This window comes from Celeribacter sp., assembly GCF_048270365.1.
Lineage (GTDB): Bacteria > Pseudomonadota > Alphaproteobacteria > Rhodobacterales > Rhodobacteraceae > Celeribacter.
On sequence record NZ_JBLWTA010000038.1, the window covers coordinates 1 to 20106 of the forward strand.

Consider the following 20106-nt stretch of genomic DNA (forward strand, 5'->3'; position numbering starts at 1 on the left):
ACCTATCTCCAGCGCGCGCGACGAGAAAGCCGGTCATGGCCTGACAGTTTTGTCTCTCAAAGTGGCCAAGTGATCGAGTTGCCCACGAGGCGACGCTCAGGTGAATTCTCGATGCGCAGCATCATGGTAGAATACGGCGACTACGAGGGCAATATGGACCACTCGGAGTGGTTTTCCTATTGATCACTCTCATCAGGATCGCTGAAGGAAAAAGGGCGGATGCAAATGGCCGACGGGTCATATTGGTCAGGGTCAACGTGCCAGAGGCGGCTCACAGATCCATCATTCCATCGGTAGTCAGTGAAGACATGCACCTCCCGTGTTTCGTCTTGTACGAAACCTTCTTGAAACGGTCGCCCGGTCTTTCTTTTACTCATTGAACTCTTAACGCTCCTATTAACTACCTGATGGGATGCTCCGATTGGCATCGCACCAAAGGCTGGCAAATAGGGGCTAGCGTTTTGCGAAAAGCTCGGCGGGATCGACATTGAGCGCTCGGGCGATGCGTTCGAGAAGGTCGAGAGAGGCTGCGAACTTGGCGTTCTCGACCTTGCCCATATGGCCGCGGCTCACATCGGCCCGATGAGCAAGCTCCTCTTGGCTGAGGCCGCGGGCGCGTCTCAGGTCTTGGATGTTCAGTGCTACACGGTCCCGCAAGTTCATGCCCGTGAAACGGACATGATGAGCGAAATATCGCCACGCGATATATGTTACATTCTGAGGTGCAGAGAAGAATTCTTGGAGCGGCACGAAATCGCCTGAGTGGAATGCCTGCCGAGACGCAGGTCACGGGATGATCCGTCTCGCAAACATAATAGGCCGTTCAATGGTTCTTTTGGAAAAGGGCGGCACCGGCAATACCGGCGCCGCCAGTTGATCGTCCACAGGGAGGTTGTAGAGGACGAATTCTAATGGGAAATTTTGGATTTTCAACGAATCGCATAAGAGAAATTATGTTATTTTTCGTGATCTGAAATCGGGGTTCATGTGAAAGTTTCAAATTGATCAGCGTGTCGGCATTGGCGGCGTTTGGCGGTAATCGTAGAAGCCACGCCCGGATTTTCGGCCAAGCCAGCCAGCATCCACATATTTCATCAGGAGAGGGCAAGGACGATACTTCGGGTCATTCAGTCCATTGTTCAGTACAGTCATGATCGCGAGGCAGGTGTCCAAACCAATAAAGTCAGCAAGCTCTAAGGGGCCCATCGGATGGTTAGCCCCCAACTTCATGGAAGCATCGATGGAGGCGATCGACCCGACGCCTTCGTAGAGGGTGAACACTGCTTCGTTGATCATCGGGATCAGGATCCTGTTAACGACAAAAGCTGGGTAATCCTCTGAAACGGTTGCTGTTTTTCCAATACGTCCTACAAAGTTTTGTACGATTTCAAATGTCGCGGCATTTGTAGCAATGCCGCGTATGATTTCGACGAGATTCATCTGGGGAACAGGGTTCATGAAGTGAACACCAAGAAAATGCTCCGGCCTCTGGGATATTGTGGCAAGCCGTGTTATGGAGATCGAGGAGGTGTTGGTCGCCACGATAGTCTCTGGCCGCAGATGTCGCATAAGCGACGAAAAAATCTGTGCCTTGACTGTTTCGCTTTCCGTTGCAGCTTCGATCACGAGATCCGCACTGCCCAATCCTGAGAACGCATCGACCAGACTTATGCGCGCAAGCGTCGCTGAGACATCTTGATGCGTTGCTTTTTCCCTTGCGCACAGTCGTTCCAGGTTCGCCTTCATCTTGTCAAAGCCGGAGTGGAGCGCGTCTCGGGAAATGTCGTTCAGGAGTACAGTTATTCCCGCCTGCGCGCAGACTTGTGCGATGCCAATTCCCATTTGGCCGGCACCAATAACTGCCACTCTCTTAATGTCGAAGTTTGCGTTCATATTTTTACCAAAGACCTTTGAGTGTGACCCTGATACGGCCAGAACTGTGAGTTTGTTCAAGCAGTTCAGCCCAGAGAACGTGCCCGATCGCGGAGCAGAAATTTTTGAATTTTTCCTGTGGATGTCTTTGGCAGAGGGCCAAAACTCACCGTCTTCGGCACTTTAAAGCCCGCCATGTTCGCCCGACAGAAACGGATAATGTCATCAGGGCTAACATCCTTTCCGGATTTCAACGTGACGAAAGCGCAAGGCGTTTCTCCCCATTTGTCGTCAGGCCGAGCGACAACTGCGGCCTCAAGCACATCGGGATGCTGGTAAAGTACGTTTTCAATCTCAACGGAAGAGATGTTTTCACCGCCAGATATGATGATGTCTTTCGACCTGTCCTTCAGCTCGACATAGCCGTCAGGGTGCATAACCCCAAGGTCGCCCGAAGCGAACCAGCCGCCTCTTAAACTATTCTGCGTTGCGGACGGATTCTTCAGGTAACCGCACATGACGTTGTTTCCACGCAGGAAGATCTCGCCAATTCGCTGACCGTCTGACGGCACGCGCTCCAACGTATCGGGATCGGCAATCATCAACCCGTTCAACGCGGTGTTCCCGACACCCTGCCGGGCCTTGAGCCGTGCGCGGTCGTCAGCCCCGAGATTGTTCCATCGGGGCTTCCACACGCTTATTACTGCCGGACCGTAGACCTCGGTCAGGCCGTAGACATGCGTGACCTCGAACCCCATAGCCTCAATCTTCTGGATGACCGCAGGCGGTGGCGTGGCGCCAGCCGTCATGACCTTTACGATATTGGTCGGTTTGGAAAACTCACCCTGGGCATTCGCAAGCATATTCAGGACGATGGGCGCGCCACAGAAATGGGTGACACCCTCATCTTTGATGAGCTGAAAGATTGGGGCTTCGCGCACGGCGCGCAGGCAAACGTTGACCCCGGCGTTCGCCGCGATTGTCCAGGGGAAGCACCAGCCGTTACAGTGAAACATGGGAAGTGTCCAAAGGTAAACACTGTGGTGTGGCATTCCCCAGTCGACGATATGCGAAAGGGCATTCAGAAAGGCGCCTCTATGGTTGTAGACGACGCCTTTGGGATCGCCTGTCGTGCCCGAGGTGTAGTTGAGCGCGATGGCGTCCCATTCGGAGGCAGGCCCCTCCCAGATGAAACCCGAATCGCCACTCTCCAGCAAGGCCGCGTAGGTCATCGCGCCTATCCGGGTACTTTCACCGAAACAAGGGTCTTCAATATCGATAACCAGCAGGTCAGTTCGAGAGGCTAGGCCAATCGCCTCGTGCGCAATGCCAGAAAACTCGGGGTCTACTATCAGAACCTTCGTCTCTGCGTGATCAAGGATGAAGGCAATGGCCGCTGGATCAAGGCGCGTATTAATCGCGTTCAGCACCGCTCCGGCCATCGGTACGCCGAAATGAGCCTCGAAAAGTTCGGGAATGTTCGTGGCGATGATCGAAACAGTATCGCCCGTCGCAACGCCCTGTCGCTGGAGCGCGGAGGCGAGGCGCAACACCCGCTGATGGGTTTCGAACCAAGTTCGCCGCACGTCTCCGTGGACGACAGCAAGCGCGTCCGGGTGTACGACTGCGGCTCGTTCGATGAAGCTCACCGGGGTCAGAGGCACGTAATTCGCCGCATTGGCCTCAAGACCGGCCTTGAAGATATTAGTTGTTTGTCTTGCGTTGGACATTTGTTCTCCTCCATAATGTGGTCGTCATCAATGGCTGCCCCCTGCCGGGGTCACCGATCTCGAATCCGGTTTGATCATCGCTCGTTGCTAAAGCCTGGGCGGCAAGACGCTTTCCGGCGTTTCAGGAACGACCTGGCCGCCGTCGACGATCAGAGATTGTCCGGTCACGAAGCTGGAAGCGGAGTTGGCAAAGAACATCACGGCATTGGCGATATCTTCCGGTTGCCCCAGCCTATGCACGGGGATGATGGCGCGGGCACTGGTGGCAAAATCCTCGCCCAGCAGTTTGAGCGCCTCAGTCTCGACCACACCGGGCAGGACCGCATTCACGGTGATCCCGTCTCGCGCCAGCTCGATGACCGCACCACGCATGAACCCTAGTAAGGCCGCCTTGCTGGCGGCATAGTGGGCGAACGAGGGAATGCCCGTGACTGCGCCGGTGATCGAGGAGGTGAGAATTACTCGTCCCGCACCGCTTTTCCGCAGATGTGGCAAAGCGGCCTGCACGCAGAAGAACGCCCCCCTAGTGTTGACCGCCATGCACCTGTCCCAGGTTTCCGGCAGCGTTTCCTCGATATTTGAGATCGGGAAGATTGCGGCGTTGCAGCACATCACGTCGAGGCTACCAAAGGCTTCGACGGTGCTGGCCACCGACCGCCGAACCGAGTCGAGGTCCGCCACGTCGGTCACAAAGGCCTGTGCCACGCTTCCCTCGGCCTTCAGCGCCTCGCAGGCTCTGTCAAGCGCGGCCTGATCGAGATCCATCAAGGCAACATTTGCGCCAGCCCGGCCGAACTGTTGGCACAGGCCAGTGCCAATGCCGCCGGCCGCGCCCGTGATCGCGACGGTTTTTCCTTGGAATGTCATAAGATATCTCCTGTTTTTGAGAATTGGCGTAAACCGGGGCCTGCTCGGAATTTCGCAAGGCAGAGAAAGCAGGCATCCCGAGTTTTTCGCGTCAGGTTAGCTCATCAAGTTTCAGATACCGCTCGGGGCTACGGGCACGGATCAGAACCGCCATCACCACCCCAACAACGAAGGTAGCGACAATCGTAAGCGCGATCCCGAATGCAATCGGATACGGATTGTCACCACCGACGAGCGTCGGCAAGTTGTCGACCGCGATCCAAATGCAGAACAGGATTCCTGCCAGCGCGCCAAGGGGTGCGACAACGGAGGCCCAACGCGAGGTACCATCTGCCTTGCCAGCAAAAAACACCATCACGCCTACACAGGTCAAAGCGAGCAGGAGCATGTACCCGATGGTGCCGGCGGTCGCCCCCCAGGCGTATACTTGGGTAACGGGGTCCAGCCCGATTGCCATCACGACAACCAGAACGGCGAGAGAGCACATCGTCTGCAGCAGCGACGCCTTGTGCGGCGACCCGTTCAGGGGATGGATTTCGGAAAGAAACCGGGGGAAGGCCCCGTAGCTGCCAAGGATGTACTTGTAGCGGACGACGACATTGTGCAGCGAAAGGACGACTGCGAAAAGGCTGGTAATAAGCAGAAGCTGCATCGCCTCCTTGGCAACTGTGCCCAGGAACTGCTCAGTGACAAGCAGATAGACATCCCCTGGGTGCTCTTCGGCGAAGGGCACTACTTTGTCGAACCCGATGCCGCCAACGAAGCACCACATCGAGACGAAATAGAAGACACCGATGCCGATGGCTGCAGCGTAGGTTGCGATCGGAATCGTTCGCTCGGGGTCGCGGGCCTCTTCACGGAAGACCACCGTGGCCTCGAACCCTATGAAGCAAAAGATCGCGAACATGATCCCGAAACCGGGAGAACCCGAGGTGATTGTCTCGAGCGCAAAAACGCGCGGATCAAGGTTTGTAAAGCCATTTTGCGCGATTATCGCGACGTCGACAGCGATTACGATCAATATCTCAAACATCAGCGCGATGCCGAGAACTTTGGCGCTAAGTTCGATATGGCGGTATCCGAAATAACCGACAATAGCGACGACCGCGAGCGACAAGGCCTGCCATGGTATCTCGATGCCGAGGAACGCCTTCAAGGTGTCCGCCAGAGCGTAGCCGAAAAATCCCTCGATCGCGATTAGAATTAGCGAGTAAGAGCACAGTGCCAAGGTCGCAGACCCCAGACCGGCAATCCGCCCCAGACCCTTCTGAATGTAGGCGTAAAAGGCACCCGAGTTCTTGATGTACCGGGACATCGAAATGAACCCGACCGTGAATAGCAGCATGATGATCATTGCAATGAGTGCGTCCACCGGTGCTGCCGGGCCGTTCCCCAGCAATACGATAAGAGGAAGGTTTGCAACCATGACGGCCAATGGCGACGCTGTCGCGACCACCATGAGCACGATTTCACCAACGCCAAGTTTCCCGGTTAGCTTGTTGCCGACCGTCTCTGTGGCGACTGAAGCTTCCTGCGCAATTGTAACATGCGGGTTTCCCATTTTTTCCTAACTCCCTGTGAAAAGTCTGTTTTTCTTCAACTGCCCACGGTACAGTTTAAGGACAGTATCGCCCGCATATCGGATTCCGAAGCAGGACTGAGCAGATGCATTTCCGTGGATTTGATGGGGCGACGCAGGTGTCGGTCGCCTTTTTTTATATTGCCGGGGCCTATTACTCGCGCTTTTTCTTGTAGGCGCGCCAAGTCATCGCACGGAGCTTCGGGTTATCCGTATCACCATGCTTCAGGCGGTGGATCGCCTGGTTGTGCGGTGAGGTCTTCACCTTTTCCGGTTCATTGTAAGCCTCATCCGAAATCTTGGATATCACTGAGATCCAGCGATCCAGCGCCTCTTTGCCGTACATCTCTCCAGCTTCGGGCGTGAAAGGTTCGGGGACCAACCAAGGTTCGTGGCTGGTCCACATGGCATCGATGCCAAAGTCAGTCATCCGGTTCAGGAAATCATGCACGTCGACACCCGTGTCTTCGTGAAGTTTCTCGAGCGAGTATCGCGTCATCTCCAGCCGCGGGCTCGTCGCCTCTGGGTGGGACCGGGTGACCCCCTTTATCGCCAGTAGACCCTTTTCCATGTAGTTATTACCCAGTACCGAGATGTCAGCCGCCTGGGCGATGCCGTCAGCCCCCATGGCGCGGATCCAGGCGTATGCCTTCAAGATCACCTGGAAATTGCCCCAAAACTCCCGGATCTTGCCGACGCTCTGCGGCCCGTCATGGTCGAGATGGTACCGGTCTCCGGTCTTCGCCACGATCGGGGACGGCAGGAAGGGTGCCAGCTTATCGGTACAGCCGTAAGCGCCAACAGCGGGCCCACCGACACCGCTCTTTGGCGCGCCGAAGGTCTTGTGAAGCATGAACATACACGCGTCGAAACCGAGCTCGCTGGCGCGAAGCTTCGACATCACGCCATTGAAATTCGCATGGTCGTAGAAGCACAGCCCACCGGCCTCATGCACCAGACGCGTCCATTCCTTGATCTCGGGGTTGTATACCCCCATGTCGTCGGGATTGTTCACCATAAGCCCGGCGGTGCGATCGGAAAGCGCGGCCTTGAGGGAATCGAGCGATGGATAGCCCTTCTCGTCCAGCATCAACGTGATGACTTTGAAGCCGGCGGCCGCCGCTGTGGCGGCACTGCTGGGATGGGTCTGGATGGTGGTGATGATCTCGTCGCGCTGCTTTAGTTCGCCGCGCGACGCATGATAGGCTCGTGTCACGACCGTATTGATATAGGCGGCCTCTGCTCCTCCGCCCGCCTGAAAGATGAACTGGTCCATGCCGGAAAGTTCGCGCAAGGCAAGGTCCATACTATGGACGATTTGCAGCGCGCCTTGGATCGTGTCCTCGTGCTGCAGCGGATGTACTTGCGTGACTTCTGGCATCCAGGCGAGGGATTCGTTGATCTGGGGATTGTACTTCATCGTGCAGGTGCCGAAAATGCTCATCCCCATCATTCCCAGCGTTTGCTGCGACAATCTAAGATAGTGATAAAGCACTTCCGGTTCGGTCATCTCGGGCAGTGCAGGCGGCGTGGTGCGCCGCATTCCCTCGGGGACAAGCGCCATCGGGTTCGAGACCTCCTTTGAAACAGCCTCCTCAGCCGCCCCAAACAGCAGGCCGCGGCGTCCGGGATGACCCATTTCCATGATGACGGGCTCGTTCCAAACCGGGGCGTGATATTCTTTTGGGATCGTCGTCATTTCAAAATTGCCCTCTTCAGAGCACCCGTCAGGCGCTGGATGTCGGTGAGTGTGTGGATTTCGGTAATGCTGTAGAGCGCGCTCTGTCCCAACTCCGGGAAGTCGGCGGACAAGTCGTTGCCCCCAAAAATCCCAACTTCTCGCAAGGTCCGATTGATTTCTTCAACGGATTTTCCCGTTCCGTCGAAATTGACCACAATTTCCTTGAAGAAACCCTCAGGGAACCGCACCTCGATACCTTCGATCTGGGAAAGCACCCGAGCGGCGTGGTGCGACCGCTGAAGGATCAGCGCGCCCACTTCTTCGAACCCGCGCGGCCCCATGAGCGCCATATAGGCGGTCGCGGCAATCGCCCACATGTAGACTGAGTGCCCCGTCCAGTCCTTGCCCTTCTCGCGCATTCCGTAGGACGACTGGTGGAACAGGCTCAGCCCGAACCCATATTCGCCAGGCTTCAGTGTCTCGGAGATGCTGATGAGCAAGGTGGGATATTCGGCTGCATAGCGCTCTTCGTCGCGCGAGGCGATGAACCCGCCGGCACCGCCACCGGCATGCAGATGCACGCCGAGCGTCTGGATGGTGCCGACGACGATATCGGCACCGTAGTCGACCGGTGCGGCGAGAACCCCCAGTGAAATCGGATCGACGCCGACGATGGTTTCGGCCCCGGCTGCACGCGCTATGGAAGAGATTTCTTCACCCTGCTTTTCGATTACTCCCAAGCAGGACGGGACTTCGAAGTAAACGGCAGCCGTGTTTTCGTCGACCATAGCGCGCAGATCGTTCAAATCGATCAGGCCCGTTACCGGATCGTAGCCCACCATGCGGATGGCGATATGGTTCTCCATCTCAGGCGGTTCGCAGTAGTTTCGAATCACCGAAAGACGCTGGGGATCGATGGCGCGAACGATTACGATCTCATTCCGCCCGGTCATTCGTGCGGCCATTCGCAGAGCGTGGCCGACGGCCGTTCCCCAGCTCCGGACGGGTAATCCGACCAGGTCCATCCGCAGCAGTTCACCGAGCTGGCTGCAGAACTCAAACCATGCCTGGTTACGGCCATGGTCGGAACTGGGCTCACCGAAGATAGAAGTTAGCCACTCATTCCGGCGCACGATCTCGTCGACGGCGGCCGGTACATGGTGCTGCCATAGCCCGGCGCCGAGAAAACTCAGGTTTTTCTCGACGGTCTCATTCCGCCCAAGCGTGCGGGTCAGGTCCCGGCGGAGCTCCATCTCTGTGAGACGCGGCGGCAGATTCAGTGGCCGCTTTAGCCGATGGTCGTCAGGGATCTGAGCAAACAACGACTCGATGCTGTCGACGCCGATCGACTTCAACATATCGTGCTGAATTTCCGTAACCGAATTGGCCATGTATGGATGTGGTGATCGAACAGTCATTTTTATCTCCATGCTGCGAACTTTGTGAGCCTACGGCTGAACCGGAAAGACCGTTTGCTGTGCGGGGCCAGTGACAAGTCGGATATGTCCCGACAGCATCGCGTCGACTTCGTCATCGCCGGTGTCGACGAGCAGCGGCTGGTTCCCCAGTGCGATGAGCTTCTGGACCGAGGCCATTGCGATAATGCGCTTGCGACCCACGCGGCGGATAACCTCTGCGCTGATCTGCTGGTTCCCGCGCCCAAACAGGCTGCCCTGCCCGCCAAGGACACTAACCACCAGCCAGGTTTCGTGATTGTTCATCAAAGCCAGAAGGCCACGCTCGTCCAGATCACGGCCTACGAGTCTTCCGTCCACAACAGCGTCCACCCCCAGCAGAGTTGCGTCCAGGCCAAGCGTCTTGGCAACGCGATGTGTCGTAGTGCCGGGCCCGAGAATATAAAGGCAGCCGGGACGCATGTCCGAAGCGACCTCGAACGCGATTGCATTTGCTATCGCCTCTTCGCCTGGGCCTGCACCGGCCTTGGCATTTTGAGACATTCGTTCAAGGTAAGGGCTGAAGGCATTACCGTAGAGTCGTGCGGACACTCTGTCCTTACGTATCAGATCTTCATCGATATCCATGATCTCGGCCTCGCGAAGGGTCACATCCCGGCTTCCGGCTAGGAAAAGCGCAGCAAGTCGTCCCGCTTTCTTTGCAGTCTGCGCAAAAACGGATGAATGCATTTTCACCCCTGCTGGCACCCCCAAGATAGGTATGCCTGAGGACGTACCGGCAGCGACGTCGCGGGCGGTTCCGTCGCCGCCTACGAAAAGGATCAAATCCACGCCATAATCGGACATGACCTGTGCTGCTGCAGTCGTATCGATACCGGTTGTGGCTGTCGCGTCAGCGCAGTGAATGACCTCTGCACCCCGCGCGACGGCCTCCCCCATGGCGCCTCCGGCTGTAACGATCTTCAGTTGAGGCAGGTCTTCCCTGATCGCGTCAAGCGCTAGCACAGCCTTTCGGTTGGCCTGCGGAACCGCCCCGCGCCGAAGAGCCTCTTGAACCGTCTCGAACCCATCCGACCCTTTGAGCCCAACCGACCCCCCTAGCCCTGAGAATGGGTTCACAATCAGGCCAAGAGCAGGACCGACTACTCCTTGTGGCCACCGTTGACGGTGAATTTTCATCGCTTCCTTCCCTCCCTCAGAAAGATCGCACTGCCTTGCTCTGCAAGCCGGATCTAGGTTAGGGTGTATCTGACAAACACAGTGTATGTCAACTCACATTCATCTTGTATGTTAAATCGCGGAGTGAAGAGTACATGAAACGGACAAGAGCAGAGTCGATGGCCGAAACCCGACAGCGGCTGATCCATGCGGCCCGGGGCATGTTTTCGTCGCGCGGGTATGCGGAGTCGTCGATGGAAGACATTGTGGCGGAAGCGGGTGTTACCCGGGGTGCCCTATACCATCAGTTCGGGGGGAAACCGGCCCTGCTGGAGGCGGTCATCGAGCAAATCGACGAAGAAATGGACGAGCGCCGTAGCGAGATGTCGCAAAACGCCGACAGCAGTTGGGGTGCTTTCGTTTCCTCGATCGTTTCCTACGTCATGATGGCCACCGAGCCCGAGGTGCAGCGAATAGTCCTTCTGGACGGGCCTGCCGTTCTGGGAGACCCATCACAATGGAGGATTCACCGGTCGTGCATTCGGAACACCTTAGAGCAACTGGAAGCCTTGGCTGAGGAGGGAGTCTTGTCAACCAAGAACTTTGACCCGGAAGCAACTGCAAACATTATCAGTTCGGCGGCTCTGGGTGCCTCGAACTGGGTAGCAAACTCTGACGACCCTCAAACCGCCTCTCAAAGGGTCGCCGCTAGTTTTTCGGCGCTATTGCATGGATTGCTGGATCCTAATCAGAGCGGCATGGTGGTCGAGCCTGATGCCAATGCCCGTTTCACCAACGTGAAACGTATAGAACGTTAGCTAGCGCACGAGGTGTAAGCCTTCGGGGGCGGCCGTCTGAACTTGGATTCGTTCCGCCAAACGGTTGACGCTGCTGACCGCAATCGAGGAAGAGGCTCAGTTGACTGAAGCCGAAATCCGCGACCCAGCCTTGTTCTATTCCGGGTTATCCTTCCGCGGATGGGTCGCCTGGGCCAATGAGGGGTAAGGCAGTGAAGCTCTACAATTTTGGCTTTGGCCCCTATCCGCAGCGCCTGAATATTTACCTGGCAGAGAAGGGACTGTCCGATGTTCAGCGGGTGATGTTCAAGACCCCGACCGACAAGACCGGTTGGCCGCCCGCCGAAATCGCAGCGATTTCCCAGACCGGATCGTTGCCAATTCTAATCGACGAGGCTGGCACCACAGTCACTCAATCGCTGGCAATCTTGGAGTTTCTTGAGGACAGATACCCCGCCCCCGACATTGAGGTGCTCCCCATTCCCTGGATATGAACTGGCGCTTTCTAAGCTCTGATCTGCTCCTGCTGATTGGGTTGCATTGTTTCGATTTGATGTGCGTAGACCACCGCCGGTGATTGGCCGCCAAGGGCTTTGTGCGGGCGGCGGTGATTGTAAAACTCCATCCATTGCCTGATACCCGCGCGGGCCTGTGACCCGGCATCCCAAGCGTGAAAGTAGACGCACTCGTATTTCAGGGTGCGCCACAGACGCTCGATGAAGATGTTGTCCAAGTAGCGGCCCTTGCCATCCATCGTTATGCGGATGCCCGCTTCCTTCAGCGTTGTGATCCAGGCCGATCCGGTGAACTTGGACCCTGTTCATGATGTCCGGCGGTCCGAACCGATAGATGGCCTCATGGTTCAGCGACTCGACACAGAAGTCCACGTCCAGCGTATTCGAGATTCGCCACGACAGAACCATCCGGGTATGCCAGTCCATGATCGCCACCAGAAAGAGAAAACCCCAGCGCATTGGCAGATCGGTGATGTCCACGTACCAGATCTGGTTTGGCTGGTCCAACCGCAGCCCGCGCAGCAGGTAGGGATAAGTCTTGTGCCCTTCCATCGGATTGCTGGAGTTGGCTTTCTGGTAGATCGGCATAATGCCCATCAGCCGCATGAGCCGGCGGATGCGCTTCTCGTTCACCGCATGGCCATCGTTGCGCAGGTGCCAGATCATCTGTCGAACGCCGAAGAACGGCGTGTCGAGGAACTGCACGTTGACCAACCGCATCAGCGTAAGGTACCGCTCTGTCTCTCACTGCGGCGCATAGTAGAACGACGACCGCGGGATCGGCCAGCAGTGCGCACTGCTGGCCGATGGACAGGTCCGGATGGTAGCGTTCGATCATGCCGCGCCTCACTTCCCGCCCCAAGGCTTGAGCTTTCTTTCCAAAAAAGAGTTGGCCACCGCCAACTCCCCGATCTTGGCATGCAGATCCCTGACCTGATCCTCATCAATCACCGGCGCCATGAAAACAATTAGGGGCACCACTGCCGGAAATCAGCGCTCATACATAGCCGCTGCAGCCTAAATCGTGTTGTTCAAGGCCGACTAGGTAAACAGGCCAAGCGTGATGAATAGCAACGCACCCATCACCGAGATAAAAAGCCAGCCTACGCATCCAAGGATAAGGGCGCGCAGGCTTTCGGCCCTGAGGGCCACCAACCGTGTCTCCAACCCCATCGCGCCAAGCGCCATTGCCAGCATGAAGGTAGAGGCAAGCGTTAGAAATTCGGTCATCTGAGCTGGAATCGAGGCCACGGTGTTAAGAATGATGGCCCCAAGAAACCCGAATACAAAGAGCGGCAACGGTAGTTTCCCGCCCGTCGCGCCATGACCGCGCCGAAACGCCCCGACGCCGATGATCATCGGGGCCAGCATCAGCACCCGGCTTAGTTTGGTGATCGTCGCGGTTTCACCCGAAACCTCGCCCACCGACCACCCGGCTCCAACCGCTTGCGCAACCTCGTGGATCGTCGCGCCAGCCCAAAGACCAAAGGCATGTTCGTCAAGGCCAAGCAGGGGCAGCAGAATGGGATAAGTCACCATCGACACGGTCCCGAATATAGTAACGCAGGCTATGGCATAAGCAACTTCTTCGTCTCGGGCGCGGGTCAGCGTGTTCATGCCCAGTACCGCCGAAGCGCCACAGATCGAAGTACCCGCTGCAATCAATTCGCTTAACTGCGGCGATACGCCCAATACGCGCCCCGCCCGCAGGATCACAAAGAAGGTTGCCACGACAAGTAGTGCGACCATGACAAACCCGGCAAATCCAAGCTGTCCCAGGTCGCCAAGCGTGAGGCGGAACCCCAAAAGAATTATACCCGTTCGCAAGACTGGCCGCATAGCAATCGCCGTTCCCGCAGAGAGCACTGGTTTCGAAAGCCCAACATTTCCTAAGACGATCCCGCAGACCAGTGCAACGATCATCGGACTGACAATCGGTCGCTGTGCCGCCGCCATCCAAACGGCGATCCCCATTCCGGCCGCGCGCCCAGCCAGTTCGCCACTGGTGCCAAGATGCTCGCGGTGATCCGCCAGGCCCTCGACCAGGGCGGTGATGCCGGCGTCGGTCGTCGCGCTGATGGGCAGGACCGGTGTGGTCCAGCTGGATCTGGGCGCATCGGAGCCGAGAGCCATCATCGCCCTGATCGCGGCAGAGGTCGCGGCGGCCTCGGGCCGGTCCGCCTTGGACACGGCGTGGATATCGGCGATCTCCATCACGCCGGCCTTGATTGCCTGGATCTCGTCGCCCAGTCCGGGCGGCGACAGCACAACCACCGAATGCGCGGCGGTGACGATTTCGACCTCATCCTGGCCGACGCCGACCGTTTCGATGAAAATCGGTGAATATTCGGCGGCATCCAGTATATCGACCGCCTGGAAGGTCGCCCGCGACAGGCCGCCAAGATGGCCCCGCGTTGCCATGCTGCGGATGAAGACCCGCGCCGGGTCGGCGGCCTGACTCATCCTGATGCGGTCGCCAAGGATGGCCCCGCCGGAGTAGGGGCTGCTCGGGTCGACGGCGACCACCGCCACCTTGTGCCCGGACGCGACATAGCTGCGGATGAGCGCGGAGATCAGCGTCGACTTTCCGCCGCCCGGCACCCCGGTGATGCCGATGACATGCGCGCGACCCCCGGCCCGGTAGATTTCGGCCAGGGCCGGGGCGGCCTCGTCCTGCTCAGCCTCGGCGCGGGTGATCATCCGCGCGACCGCCGCCACCTGGCCCGCCAGCACCTTCGACACCAGGTCGAGCGATGGCTGGTAGCGCGCCGGATCGGTTTTCGTTCTGACGACCTGCATTGTCAGATCGGTCCCCGCGCCGCGACCAGTTCTTCGATGGTGGTGACGATCAGCTCCGACCGCGCCTCCTGGGGCACGATCATGTTGACGCCGCTGGCAAGCAGTTCGGGATAGTCCTGCTCGGGGATCACGCCCCCGGCGACCACGATGACATGGTCGGCGCCCTTGTCCCTCAGGCGGGCGCAGAGTGCACCGAAGAGGGGGCCGTGCGACCCGGAGAGGAGGCTGACGCCGATCACGTCGACATCTTCCTGGATCGCCGCATCGACGATGTGGTCCGGCGTCTTGTAGAGGCCGGAATAGATGACCTCCATCCCGGCATCGCGCAGGATACGCGCCACGACCTTGGCGCCCCGGTCGTGGCCGTCCAGCCCCAGCTTGGCAACCAAAACACGAATGCGCTGCTGTCGTACCGGGGTCCTCGGGGCTGTCGGTGTCACTTGTTCGGATGTCATGCGTCGAATTCTCCCTGAAGGGGGCGTCGCCTGCCGTGGCGGCGACACTTTGGATGTGGTTGTGATGAAGGCGTCAGTTCGCGCTGAGCGTACGTTCGATCGCCTCGCCCATCAGGCCGATCCCCCGTTCGAGGTCGGCCTCGCTCATAGTTAGCGATGGTGCGAGCCGGAAAACGCCGCCCATGCCCGGAAGCCGGACGATGTTCATGCTCAGTCCCAGCCGCAGCGCCTCGGCCGAGATGCGCGCGCCGGTCTCGTGGTCGGGCATGCGGGCGGCACGGTCCGAGACGATCTCCACTCCGGCCATCATGCCGCGACCGCGCACGTCGCCGATGCAGTCGTATCGCTGTTTCAGAGCATCGAGACCGTCGAACAGGAGCCGCCCCATGTGCCGGGCCCGGTCGACCAGCCCCTCTTCCTCGACGATGTCGAGTACGGTCAGCCCGACAGCCGCGGGCAGCGGGTCGGAGACATGGGTCGTGTAGAACAGGAACCCGCGTTCATGCGCCTTCTCCTCGATCTCGCGGGAGGTCAGCACGGCGGCCAGCGGCAGGCCTGCCCCAATCGTCTTGGACAGTGTCAGGATGTCCGGGGTCACGCCGTCGCGCTGGAAGGCGAACATGTCGCCGGTGCGGCCAAGACCGGTCTGCGCCTCGTCCAGGATCAGCAGCATGTCCCGCTCGCGGCACTTTTCCTTCAGCGCCGCGAGATAGCCCTCGGGCAGTTCGAGGATGCCACCGCTGGACAGGATCGGTTCGGCGATGAAGGCGGCGAGGCTGCCGGTCGACTGGGCGTCGACGAGGGCAAAGCCGTCGTCGAGCTCGGCGCGCCAGTCCAGATTGCCGTCGGCGTCCCGGAACCGGGGGCGGTATGCATTGGGAGCCGGAATGGCCAGCGAGCCCACCGTCGCCGGTCCGTAGCCCTTGCGACCAGCGGAGTAAGTGGCCGAAGCCGCCGCGCTCGTCATGCCGTGCCAGCTCTTGGCGAAGGCCACGATCTCGTGCTTGCCGGTCACCAGTTTGGCCATGCGAATGGCGGCTTCGTTGGACTCGGCCCCCGTCGACAGCAGGAGGACACGGTCCAGCCCGGCGACCATGCTGCCCAGCCGTTTCGCGAAATCGACCACCGGCCAGCTCAGCATGCCGCTGAAGAGATGGACGGCGGTCTCGGCCTGCCGGCGGATCGTCTCCGTGACGCGCGGATGGTTGTGCCCCACCAGCATCGACATCTGTCCGGACGTGAAGTCGAGTATCGCACGGTCGTCGGAATCATAGAGGTTGCTGCCCGACGCACGCTCGATGATCACCCGGTCGAAGGCACCGCCGTAACGCACCAGATGCTGCGCGGCAGTCCAGAATTCTTGATTTGCGTTTTGAGTCATCTTCCGGTCCTCCGATTCGTCCAGGTGAAGATAGACAGCGAAGGCGCATTCGGTAAAATTGATAGTAATCAAAACTGATATCAGGAGAGTTGATAGTGCATCGCATGATCGACCTTCGCCTGTTGCGCACCTTCGTCTGCGCGGCGAAATCGAACTCCATCAGCGCGGCGGCCATTCAGGTCCTGCGCACCCAGTCGGCCGTCACCATGCAGATACAACGGCTGGAAAAGACGGTCGGGCACACGCTGTTCCACCGTTCGGGCAGCGGCATCCGCCTGACGGAAAGCGGAGAGCGGTTTCTGGTCCACGCCAACCGCATCCTGATGGCGCATGACGAAGCGATCTCGCAATTCTCCCAGAAGGGCCTGCATGGCTCGATCAGCTTCGGTTGCCCGGAGGACTACCTCATCGCCTTCGGACCCGCGCTGATCCAGACCTTCGGGGCGATGCACCCGCTGCTGGAGATCAACGTCGTGTCAGCACCGACCGCGGAATTACGCAAGCTCCTGCAGCAGCGTCAGATCGATCTCGCCCTCGTCTCGACCCCGAAACCCGGGCCGAAGGACGAGATCCTGCGCATGGAGCCACTGGTCTGGGTCGGCAACAAGCCGAACCTGGCGCTGCAATACCATGATGACGTGATTCCGCTGGCACTGTCGGCGTCGAACACGATGGATCACCGCGCGGCGTGTCAGGTGATGGAACGTGCGAAGCTCGGCTACCGCATCGCCTTTGCCAGCAACAGCCTGGCCGGGTTGATCGCGATCGCACGATCAGGACTGGCCATCAGCGTCTTCACGCAGAAGGCCATCCCAAAGGACCTTTACGTGCAGGGGAAAGTCCTGCCGCAACTGCCGGAAATCGGTGTTCTGGTCGAATATGCACAGGAAAATCCGTCGCCAACCGTGATGGCCTTCGGCAAACATATCTGCCGCAACCTGCCGGGGCTGTGACCGGGGCTCGACCCGGTCACGCCGCCCCCCGTCGACGCCGGAGGGGCGTGTGTGGATGTATATGGACCCCGCCTAATTGCAACGGTCTGTTTGGCTCTGGATCGAAGGTCGCGATTGCTGATGTATATCCGGCTTCTTAGGGCGGCCTGATAGATCATCGCCGCGAGCCCCGATGGATTTCCGCTTGCTTCTCCCTCATCGCCCCTAAGGCATTGGTGCTGACCTTGCCGATCCACACATCAGGTTCAAGAAGCAACGGGCGTGACCCTTCTCCATCTCCTGGCAGATGTTGCAATATTCCTTTCAGTCCTCCTTGACTTGGTTGTTCGTAGTCTGGATCAGACTATGTGTCCCCGACTGTATTCCTGATCGTTTGACAGAAGTGACCAAACGATCCGTGCGTACTTGTTTGCCAAGGCGACCGCGACGACGATCGGATGACGTCTTTCCCGCATCCGGTTGATCCATTGGCTTCGCGTGTCGGTTTTTCCGGCCGAGCGGCCCAGTACCGCGCGCGCGCCGTGGATCAACATCGTCCGCAAGTACCTGTCGCCCCGTTTGCTTATGCCGAACAGCCGCGCTTTTCCGCCGCTTGAATGCTGCTTTGGCACCAGGCCCAGCCAAGCAGCAAACTGGCGGCCATTTCTGATGCAGGATTTATCGCCAACTGCGGCGACCAGCGCCGTTGCGGTAATCGGACCGATCCCCTCGATCTGGCCGATACGCTGGCACATCTCATTGGAACGATAGAGGCTTTTGATCCGCTGATTGTAACCAGCGAGGCGCGCATCCAGTTCGGCCAGCTCCTCCCGGATGTCGCACAGCATCTCGACAAAGAGCCCACCAAAGCCACCCGACCGACCGTCCGCAATTTCACTAAGGGTACGCCGGATGCGGTTGATATCTCGCGGCACAACGACACCGTGCTCCCCAAGCAAACCTCGGACCTGGTTCACGAGCCGGGTACGATTTGCAACCACACGTTGGCGGATACGGTGGACCGCTTGGATTTCCAACTGCGCCGGCGACTTCGGCGGTACAAACCGCATCGACGGCCTGCCAACCGCCTCGCAAATAGCTTCAGCGTCATTGCGGTCATTCTTGTTCGACTTGACATACGGCTTCACGAACTGAGGCGAGATCAACCGGACCTCGTGCCCCAGATCAGTCATAACACGCGCCCAATAGTGCGATCCGCAACAAGCCTCCATTCCGACAACACAAGGCTCAAGCTCGGCGAAGAACTGCGCAACGGCTTCGCGTCTCAGCGTCTTTCGAAGCACGACATTCTCATCGTTGTCGACGGCGTGAACTTCAAAAACGTATTTGGCCAGATCAAGGCCGATTCTCTTGATTTCAATGGCATGCACCCTCCTGTTTGCATTTCCAAGATACACCGCCCGAGGGCAGCGGGGTCCATACCATTGACCCCTTTTTGACAAGCGTAAACTTCGATTCGTCGGCGGGGTCTTCGATCGGACGGGTGTCAGGCCTCTGAGCGTGGCCTTGCATGACGCCACGGGCCGGTATGCGGTTCGGAAGGCTGGGTTCACACCGGTTCAGAGAGCTGCAATCGCTCGAGCCCCGGGATCTCCCGCCTTGAACTTCGAAGTGCGTGTCGCCTGGGCAGAACATGTTCCGCGCCGAGGACAACCTCGAAAGCCCCTATGCGCGGGCAGCCTTGCGGCAGTTCTTCTACAAGCTGCGTGCGGGCAAGATCGAGGCCTGCTCCTACGCAAAGTTCCAGGAGATGACCGGGCTGACGCTTGATGAAGCGGATGGCACCATGAAGGAGAACCTGCCGCCGATCCAGCAGTTCCTGAACCGCTGTCTGGCGCTCCGCATCGACATGCAGGATGCGATCTTCGAGGCCTTCGGCGGGTTTCTTTCGGCCATAATCGAAGATGCGCGCCAGGCGGGCACGCTGGACGTTGGCCTCGAGACCCTGCGCGCAGAGAAGTTCGTGATCACCGACCGCAAGGTCATCTTCGAGCATGAGGCGACGGGCGCGACGGCCACCGCCCTGACCGTCGAGCGCACGGACCGCAACGATCCGCTCACTCTGCCCCGGGTCAAATCGATCTGCACAAACACGGAAGGCGTCACGCTTTGCTGGAATAAAACCTCCAAGCGTGCGGCGCTGATGATCAAAGCGCCGGCCTTCATGGATGAGGATGGTGTTCCGATCCTGCGGGTGAAGCTCCTGCGTCCCATGGCGACCGAGATCCTTGCACGTTCCGAGTTCTCGAAATCACACTGGGTAGAGATCGATGATGCGATGTTCGAACAGCTCTGGCAGGCCGAGGTCGAGGCAGTACCGGAGTTTGCCACGTCGAAGATCACGCTGATCTGCGGCCTCCTTCTGCCGATTTGGGACCGACTCCCCACCGACAACATGCGCATTTACCGCCTGCAGACCGAGGACGGGGAGCGCGTCATCGGCCGTTTAGTCAGCCAGGAGCAGCTTCTAAACGTCTATGCGCGCCTTGGGCTCGATTGTCAGATCGAGATGTCGCCGCAGGAGGTGTTCGGCGCGGTGATGGAAGCGAGGACGACCCTCAGCTTGCTCGGCGGTTACCAGTTGCGCCGGTCGCTCGTCATGGGGCAGCCGAGATGTGAGCTGATCGGCGCGTCCGGTGCGGCCCTGCCGGGGTTGAAGGCCATGGGCTGCTTCACCGAGGTGATCCAGTGGAAGACGCGGGTGTTCATCCCGGTGGACGGCACTGACGTGCTGGCACGGGTGCTTGCCGAGCATCCAGTTGGCGCAAGCGCCGCGGATGCCGCCGCATGAGCGCGCAGCGTAGCATCGCAGACCTCTCGGCCGATCTGGCAGACCGTGCCGAGAGTTTCTGCCGCCAGTATTTCCCCGAGGGTCGCAAGCAGGGCACTTATTGGCAGGTCGGC

17 protein-coding genes and 2 pseudogenes are annotated in these 20106 nt (G+C 58.9%); 5 read left to right on the forward strand and 14 right to left on the reverse strand.

Annotated features, from left to right (window positions below):
* A pseudogene (locus tag ACN0X0_RS21300) lies at positions 1-183 on the forward strand (hypothetical protein); the annotation flags it as partial.
* A 270-nt stretch (positions 184-453) separates the two neighbouring features.
* Here ACN0X0_RS21300 and ACN0X0_RS21305 read toward each other — a convergent pair.
* The 8 genes from ACN0X0_RS21305 to ACN0X0_RS21340 form a co-directional block, all read right to left on the reverse strand.
* Positions 454-663 (reverse strand): helix-turn-helix domain-containing protein, encoded by a 210-nt coding sequence (locus ACN0X0_RS21305; protein ID WP_417280870.1) that lies wholly within the window; start codon positions 661-663, stop codon positions 454-456.
* Between the two features lie 342 nt (positions 664-1005).
* Positions 1006-1893: a 3-hydroxybutyryl-CoA dehydrogenase gene (locus tag ACN0X0_RS21310; RefSeq protein ID WP_417280885.1), complete on the reverse strand. Its 888-nt coding sequence runs from the start codon at positions 1891-1893 to the stop codon at positions 1006-1008.
* 65 nt (positions 1894-1958) lie between these two features.
* Positions 1959-3602, reverse strand: a complete 1644-nt coding sequence (locus ACN0X0_RS21315) for an acyl-CoA synthetase (RefSeq protein ID WP_417280871.1) — start codon at positions 3600-3602, stop codon at positions 1959-1961.
* An 87-nt stretch (positions 3603-3689) separates the two neighbouring features.
* Positions 3690-4469 carry an SDR family oxidoreductase gene (locus tag ACN0X0_RS21320; RefSeq protein WP_417280872.1) on the reverse strand — a complete coding sequence of 260 codons (780 nt, stop codon included), beginning with the start codon at positions 4467-4469 and terminating at the stop codon, positions 3690-3692.
* 91 nt (positions 4470-4560) lie between these two features.
* The gene (locus tag ACN0X0_RS21325) at positions 4561-6030 is read right to left on the reverse strand and encodes an APC family permease (RefSeq protein WP_417280873.1); all 1470 of its coding nucleotides are present in this window, start codon (positions 6028-6030) and stop codon (positions 4561-4563) included.
* A 172-nt stretch (positions 6031-6202) separates the two neighbouring features.
* The gene (gcvPB, locus tag ACN0X0_RS21330) at positions 6203-7747 is read right to left on the reverse strand and encodes an aminomethyl-transferring glycine dehydrogenase subunit GcvPB (RefSeq protein ID WP_417280874.1); all 1545 of its coding nucleotides are present in this window, start codon (positions 7745-7747) and stop codon (positions 6203-6205) included.
* Positions 7744-9147 (reverse strand): aminomethyl-transferring glycine dehydrogenase subunit GcvPA, encoded by a 1404-nt coding sequence (gcvPA, locus tag ACN0X0_RS21335; protein WP_417280875.1) that lies wholly within the window; start codon positions 9145-9147, stop codon positions 7744-7746. The genes gcvPB and gcvPA overlap by 4 nt, the downstream gene beginning before the upstream one ends.
* A 30-nt stretch (positions 9148-9177) precedes the next feature.
* Positions 9178-10323: an ATP-NAD kinase family protein gene (locus tag ACN0X0_RS21340; protein WP_417280876.1), complete on the reverse strand. Its 1146-nt coding sequence runs from the start codon at positions 10321-10323 to the stop codon at positions 9178-9180.
* Between the two features lie 158 nt (positions 10324-10481).
* Here ACN0X0_RS21340 and ACN0X0_RS21345 point away from each other — a divergent pair, with 158 nt between their 5' ends.
* Together ACN0X0_RS21345 and ACN0X0_RS21350 are read left to right on the forward strand one after the other, a co-directional pair.
* Positions 10482-11120, forward strand: a complete 639-nt coding sequence (locus ACN0X0_RS21345) for a TetR/AcrR family transcriptional regulator (RefSeq protein WP_417280877.1) — start codon at positions 10482-10484, stop codon at positions 11118-11120.
* A gap of 176 nt (positions 11121-11296) precedes the next feature.
* Positions 11297-11593 (forward strand): glutathione S-transferase family protein, encoded by a 297-nt coding sequence (locus ACN0X0_RS21350; RefSeq protein ID WP_417280878.1) that lies wholly within the window; start codon positions 11297-11299, stop codon positions 11591-11593.
* Between the two features lie 11 nt (positions 11594-11604).
* Here the strand turns inward: ACN0X0_RS21350 and ACN0X0_RS21355 are convergent, their stop codons facing one another.
* The 5 genes and pseudogenes from ACN0X0_RS21355 to ACN0X0_RS21375 form a co-directional block, all read right to left on the reverse strand.
* On the reverse strand, positions 11605-11853 hold the full coding sequence (locus ACN0X0_RS21355; protein WP_417280879.1) for an integrase core domain-containing protein: 249 nt from the start codon (positions 11851-11853) through the stop codon (positions 11605-11607).
* 79 nt (positions 11854-11932) lie between these two features.
* Positions 11933-12334, reverse strand: a pseudogene (locus tag ACN0X0_RS21360) (transposase); the annotation flags it as partial.
* A 321-nt stretch (positions 12335-12655) separates the two neighbouring features.
* Entirely contained in the window at positions 12656-14413 is a 1758-nt protein-coding gene (meaB, locus tag ACN0X0_RS21365; RefSeq protein ID WP_417280880.1) for a methylmalonyl Co-A mutase-associated GTPase MeaB, read from the reverse strand.
* Between the two features lie 2 nt (positions 14414-14415).
* Positions 14416-14868 (reverse strand): cobalamin B12-binding domain-containing protein, encoded by a 453-nt coding sequence (locus ACN0X0_RS21370; protein ID WP_417280881.1) that lies wholly within the window; start codon positions 14866-14868, stop codon positions 14416-14418.
* Between the two features lie 73 nt (positions 14869-14941).
* A complete protein-coding gene (locus tag ACN0X0_RS21375; protein WP_417280882.1) occupies positions 14942-16249 on the reverse strand; it encodes an aspartate aminotransferase family protein in 1308 nt (435 codons plus the stop codon).
* A 104-nt stretch (positions 16250-16353) separates the two neighbouring features.
* Between ACN0X0_RS21375 and ACN0X0_RS21380 the strand changes: the two genes are divergently transcribed.
* Entirely contained in the window at positions 16354-17202 is an 849-nt protein-coding gene (locus ACN0X0_RS21380; protein WP_417280883.1) for a LysR family transcriptional regulator, read from the forward strand.
* A gap of 338 nt (positions 17203-17540) precedes the next feature.
* On the opposite strand, the gene ACN0X0_RS21385 is transcribed toward ACN0X0_RS21380, so the two are convergent.
* On the reverse strand, positions 17541-18563 hold the full coding sequence (locus ACN0X0_RS21385) for an IS110 family transposase (protein WP_417280886.1): 1023 nt from the start codon (positions 18561-18563) through the stop codon (positions 17541-17543).
* A 272-nt stretch (positions 18564-18835) separates the two neighbouring features.
* Here ACN0X0_RS21385 and ACN0X0_RS21390 point away from each other — a divergent pair, with 272 nt between their 5' ends.
* Positions 18836-19993: a strawberry notch C-terminal domain-containing protein gene (locus tag ACN0X0_RS21390; RefSeq protein WP_417280884.1), complete on the forward strand. Its 1158-nt coding sequence runs from the start codon at positions 18836-18838 to the stop codon at positions 19991-19993.
* Positions 19994-20106: the final 113 nt, after the last annotated feature.

Coding starts and splice junctions, on each gene's coding strand:
- ACN0X0_RS21305 (WP_417280870.1), bottom strand. CDS start 663: ATGAACTTGCGGGACCGTGTAGCACTGAACATCCAAGACCTGAGACGC.
- ACN0X0_RS21310 (WP_417280885.1), bottom strand. CDS start 1,893: ATGAACGCAAACTTCGACATTAAGAGAGTGGCAGTTATTGGTGCCGGC.
- ACN0X0_RS21315 (WP_417280871.1), bottom strand. CDS start 3,602: ATGTCCAACGCAAGACAAACAACTAATATCTTCAAGGCCGGTCTTGAG.
- ACN0X0_RS21320 (WP_417280872.1), bottom strand. CDS start 4,469: ATGACATTCCAAGGAAAAACCGTCGCGATCACGGGCGCGGCCGGCGGC.
- ACN0X0_RS21325 (WP_417280873.1), bottom strand. CDS start 6,030: ATGGGAAACCCGCATGTTACAATTGCGCAGGAAGCTTCAGTCGCCACA.
- gcvPB (WP_417280874.1), bottom strand. CDS start 7,747: ATGACGACGATCCCAAAAGAATATCACGCCCCGGTTTGGAACGAGCCC.
- gcvPA (WP_417280875.1), bottom strand. CDS start 9,147: ATGACTGTTCGATCACCACATCCATACATGGCCAATTCGGTTACGGAA.
- ACN0X0_RS21340 (WP_417280876.1), bottom strand. CDS start 10,323: ATGAAAATTCACCGTCAACGGTGGCCACAAGGAGTAGTCGGTCCTGCT.
- ACN0X0_RS21345 (WP_417280877.1), top strand. CDS start 10,482: ATGGCCGAAACCCGACAGCGGCTGATCCATGCGGCCCGGGGCATGTTT.
- ACN0X0_RS21350 (WP_417280878.1), top strand. CDS start 11,297: ATGAGGGGTAAGGCAGTGAAGCTCTACAATTTTGGCTTTGGCCCCTAT.
- ACN0X0_RS21355 (WP_417280879.1), bottom strand. CDS start 11,853: ATGGATGGCAAGGGCCGCTACTTGGACAACATCTTCATCGAGCGTCTG.
- meaB (WP_417280880.1), bottom strand. CDS start 14,413: ATGCAGGTCGTCAGAACGAAAACCGATCCGGCGCGCTACCAGCCATCG.
- ACN0X0_RS21370 (WP_417280881.1), bottom strand. CDS start 14,868: ATGACATCCGAACAAGTGACACCGACAGCCCCGAGGACCCCGGTACGA.
- ACN0X0_RS21375 (WP_417280882.1), bottom strand. CDS start 16,249: ATGACTCAAAACGCAAATCAAGAATTCTGGACTGCCGCGCAGCATCTG.
- ACN0X0_RS21380 (WP_417280883.1), top strand. CDS start 16,354: ATGATCGACCTTCGCCTGTTGCGCACCTTCGTCTGCGCGGCGAAATCG.
- ACN0X0_RS21390 (WP_417280884.1), top strand. CDS start 18,836: ATGTTCCGCGCCGAGGACAACCTCGAAAGCCCCTATGCGCGGGCAGCC.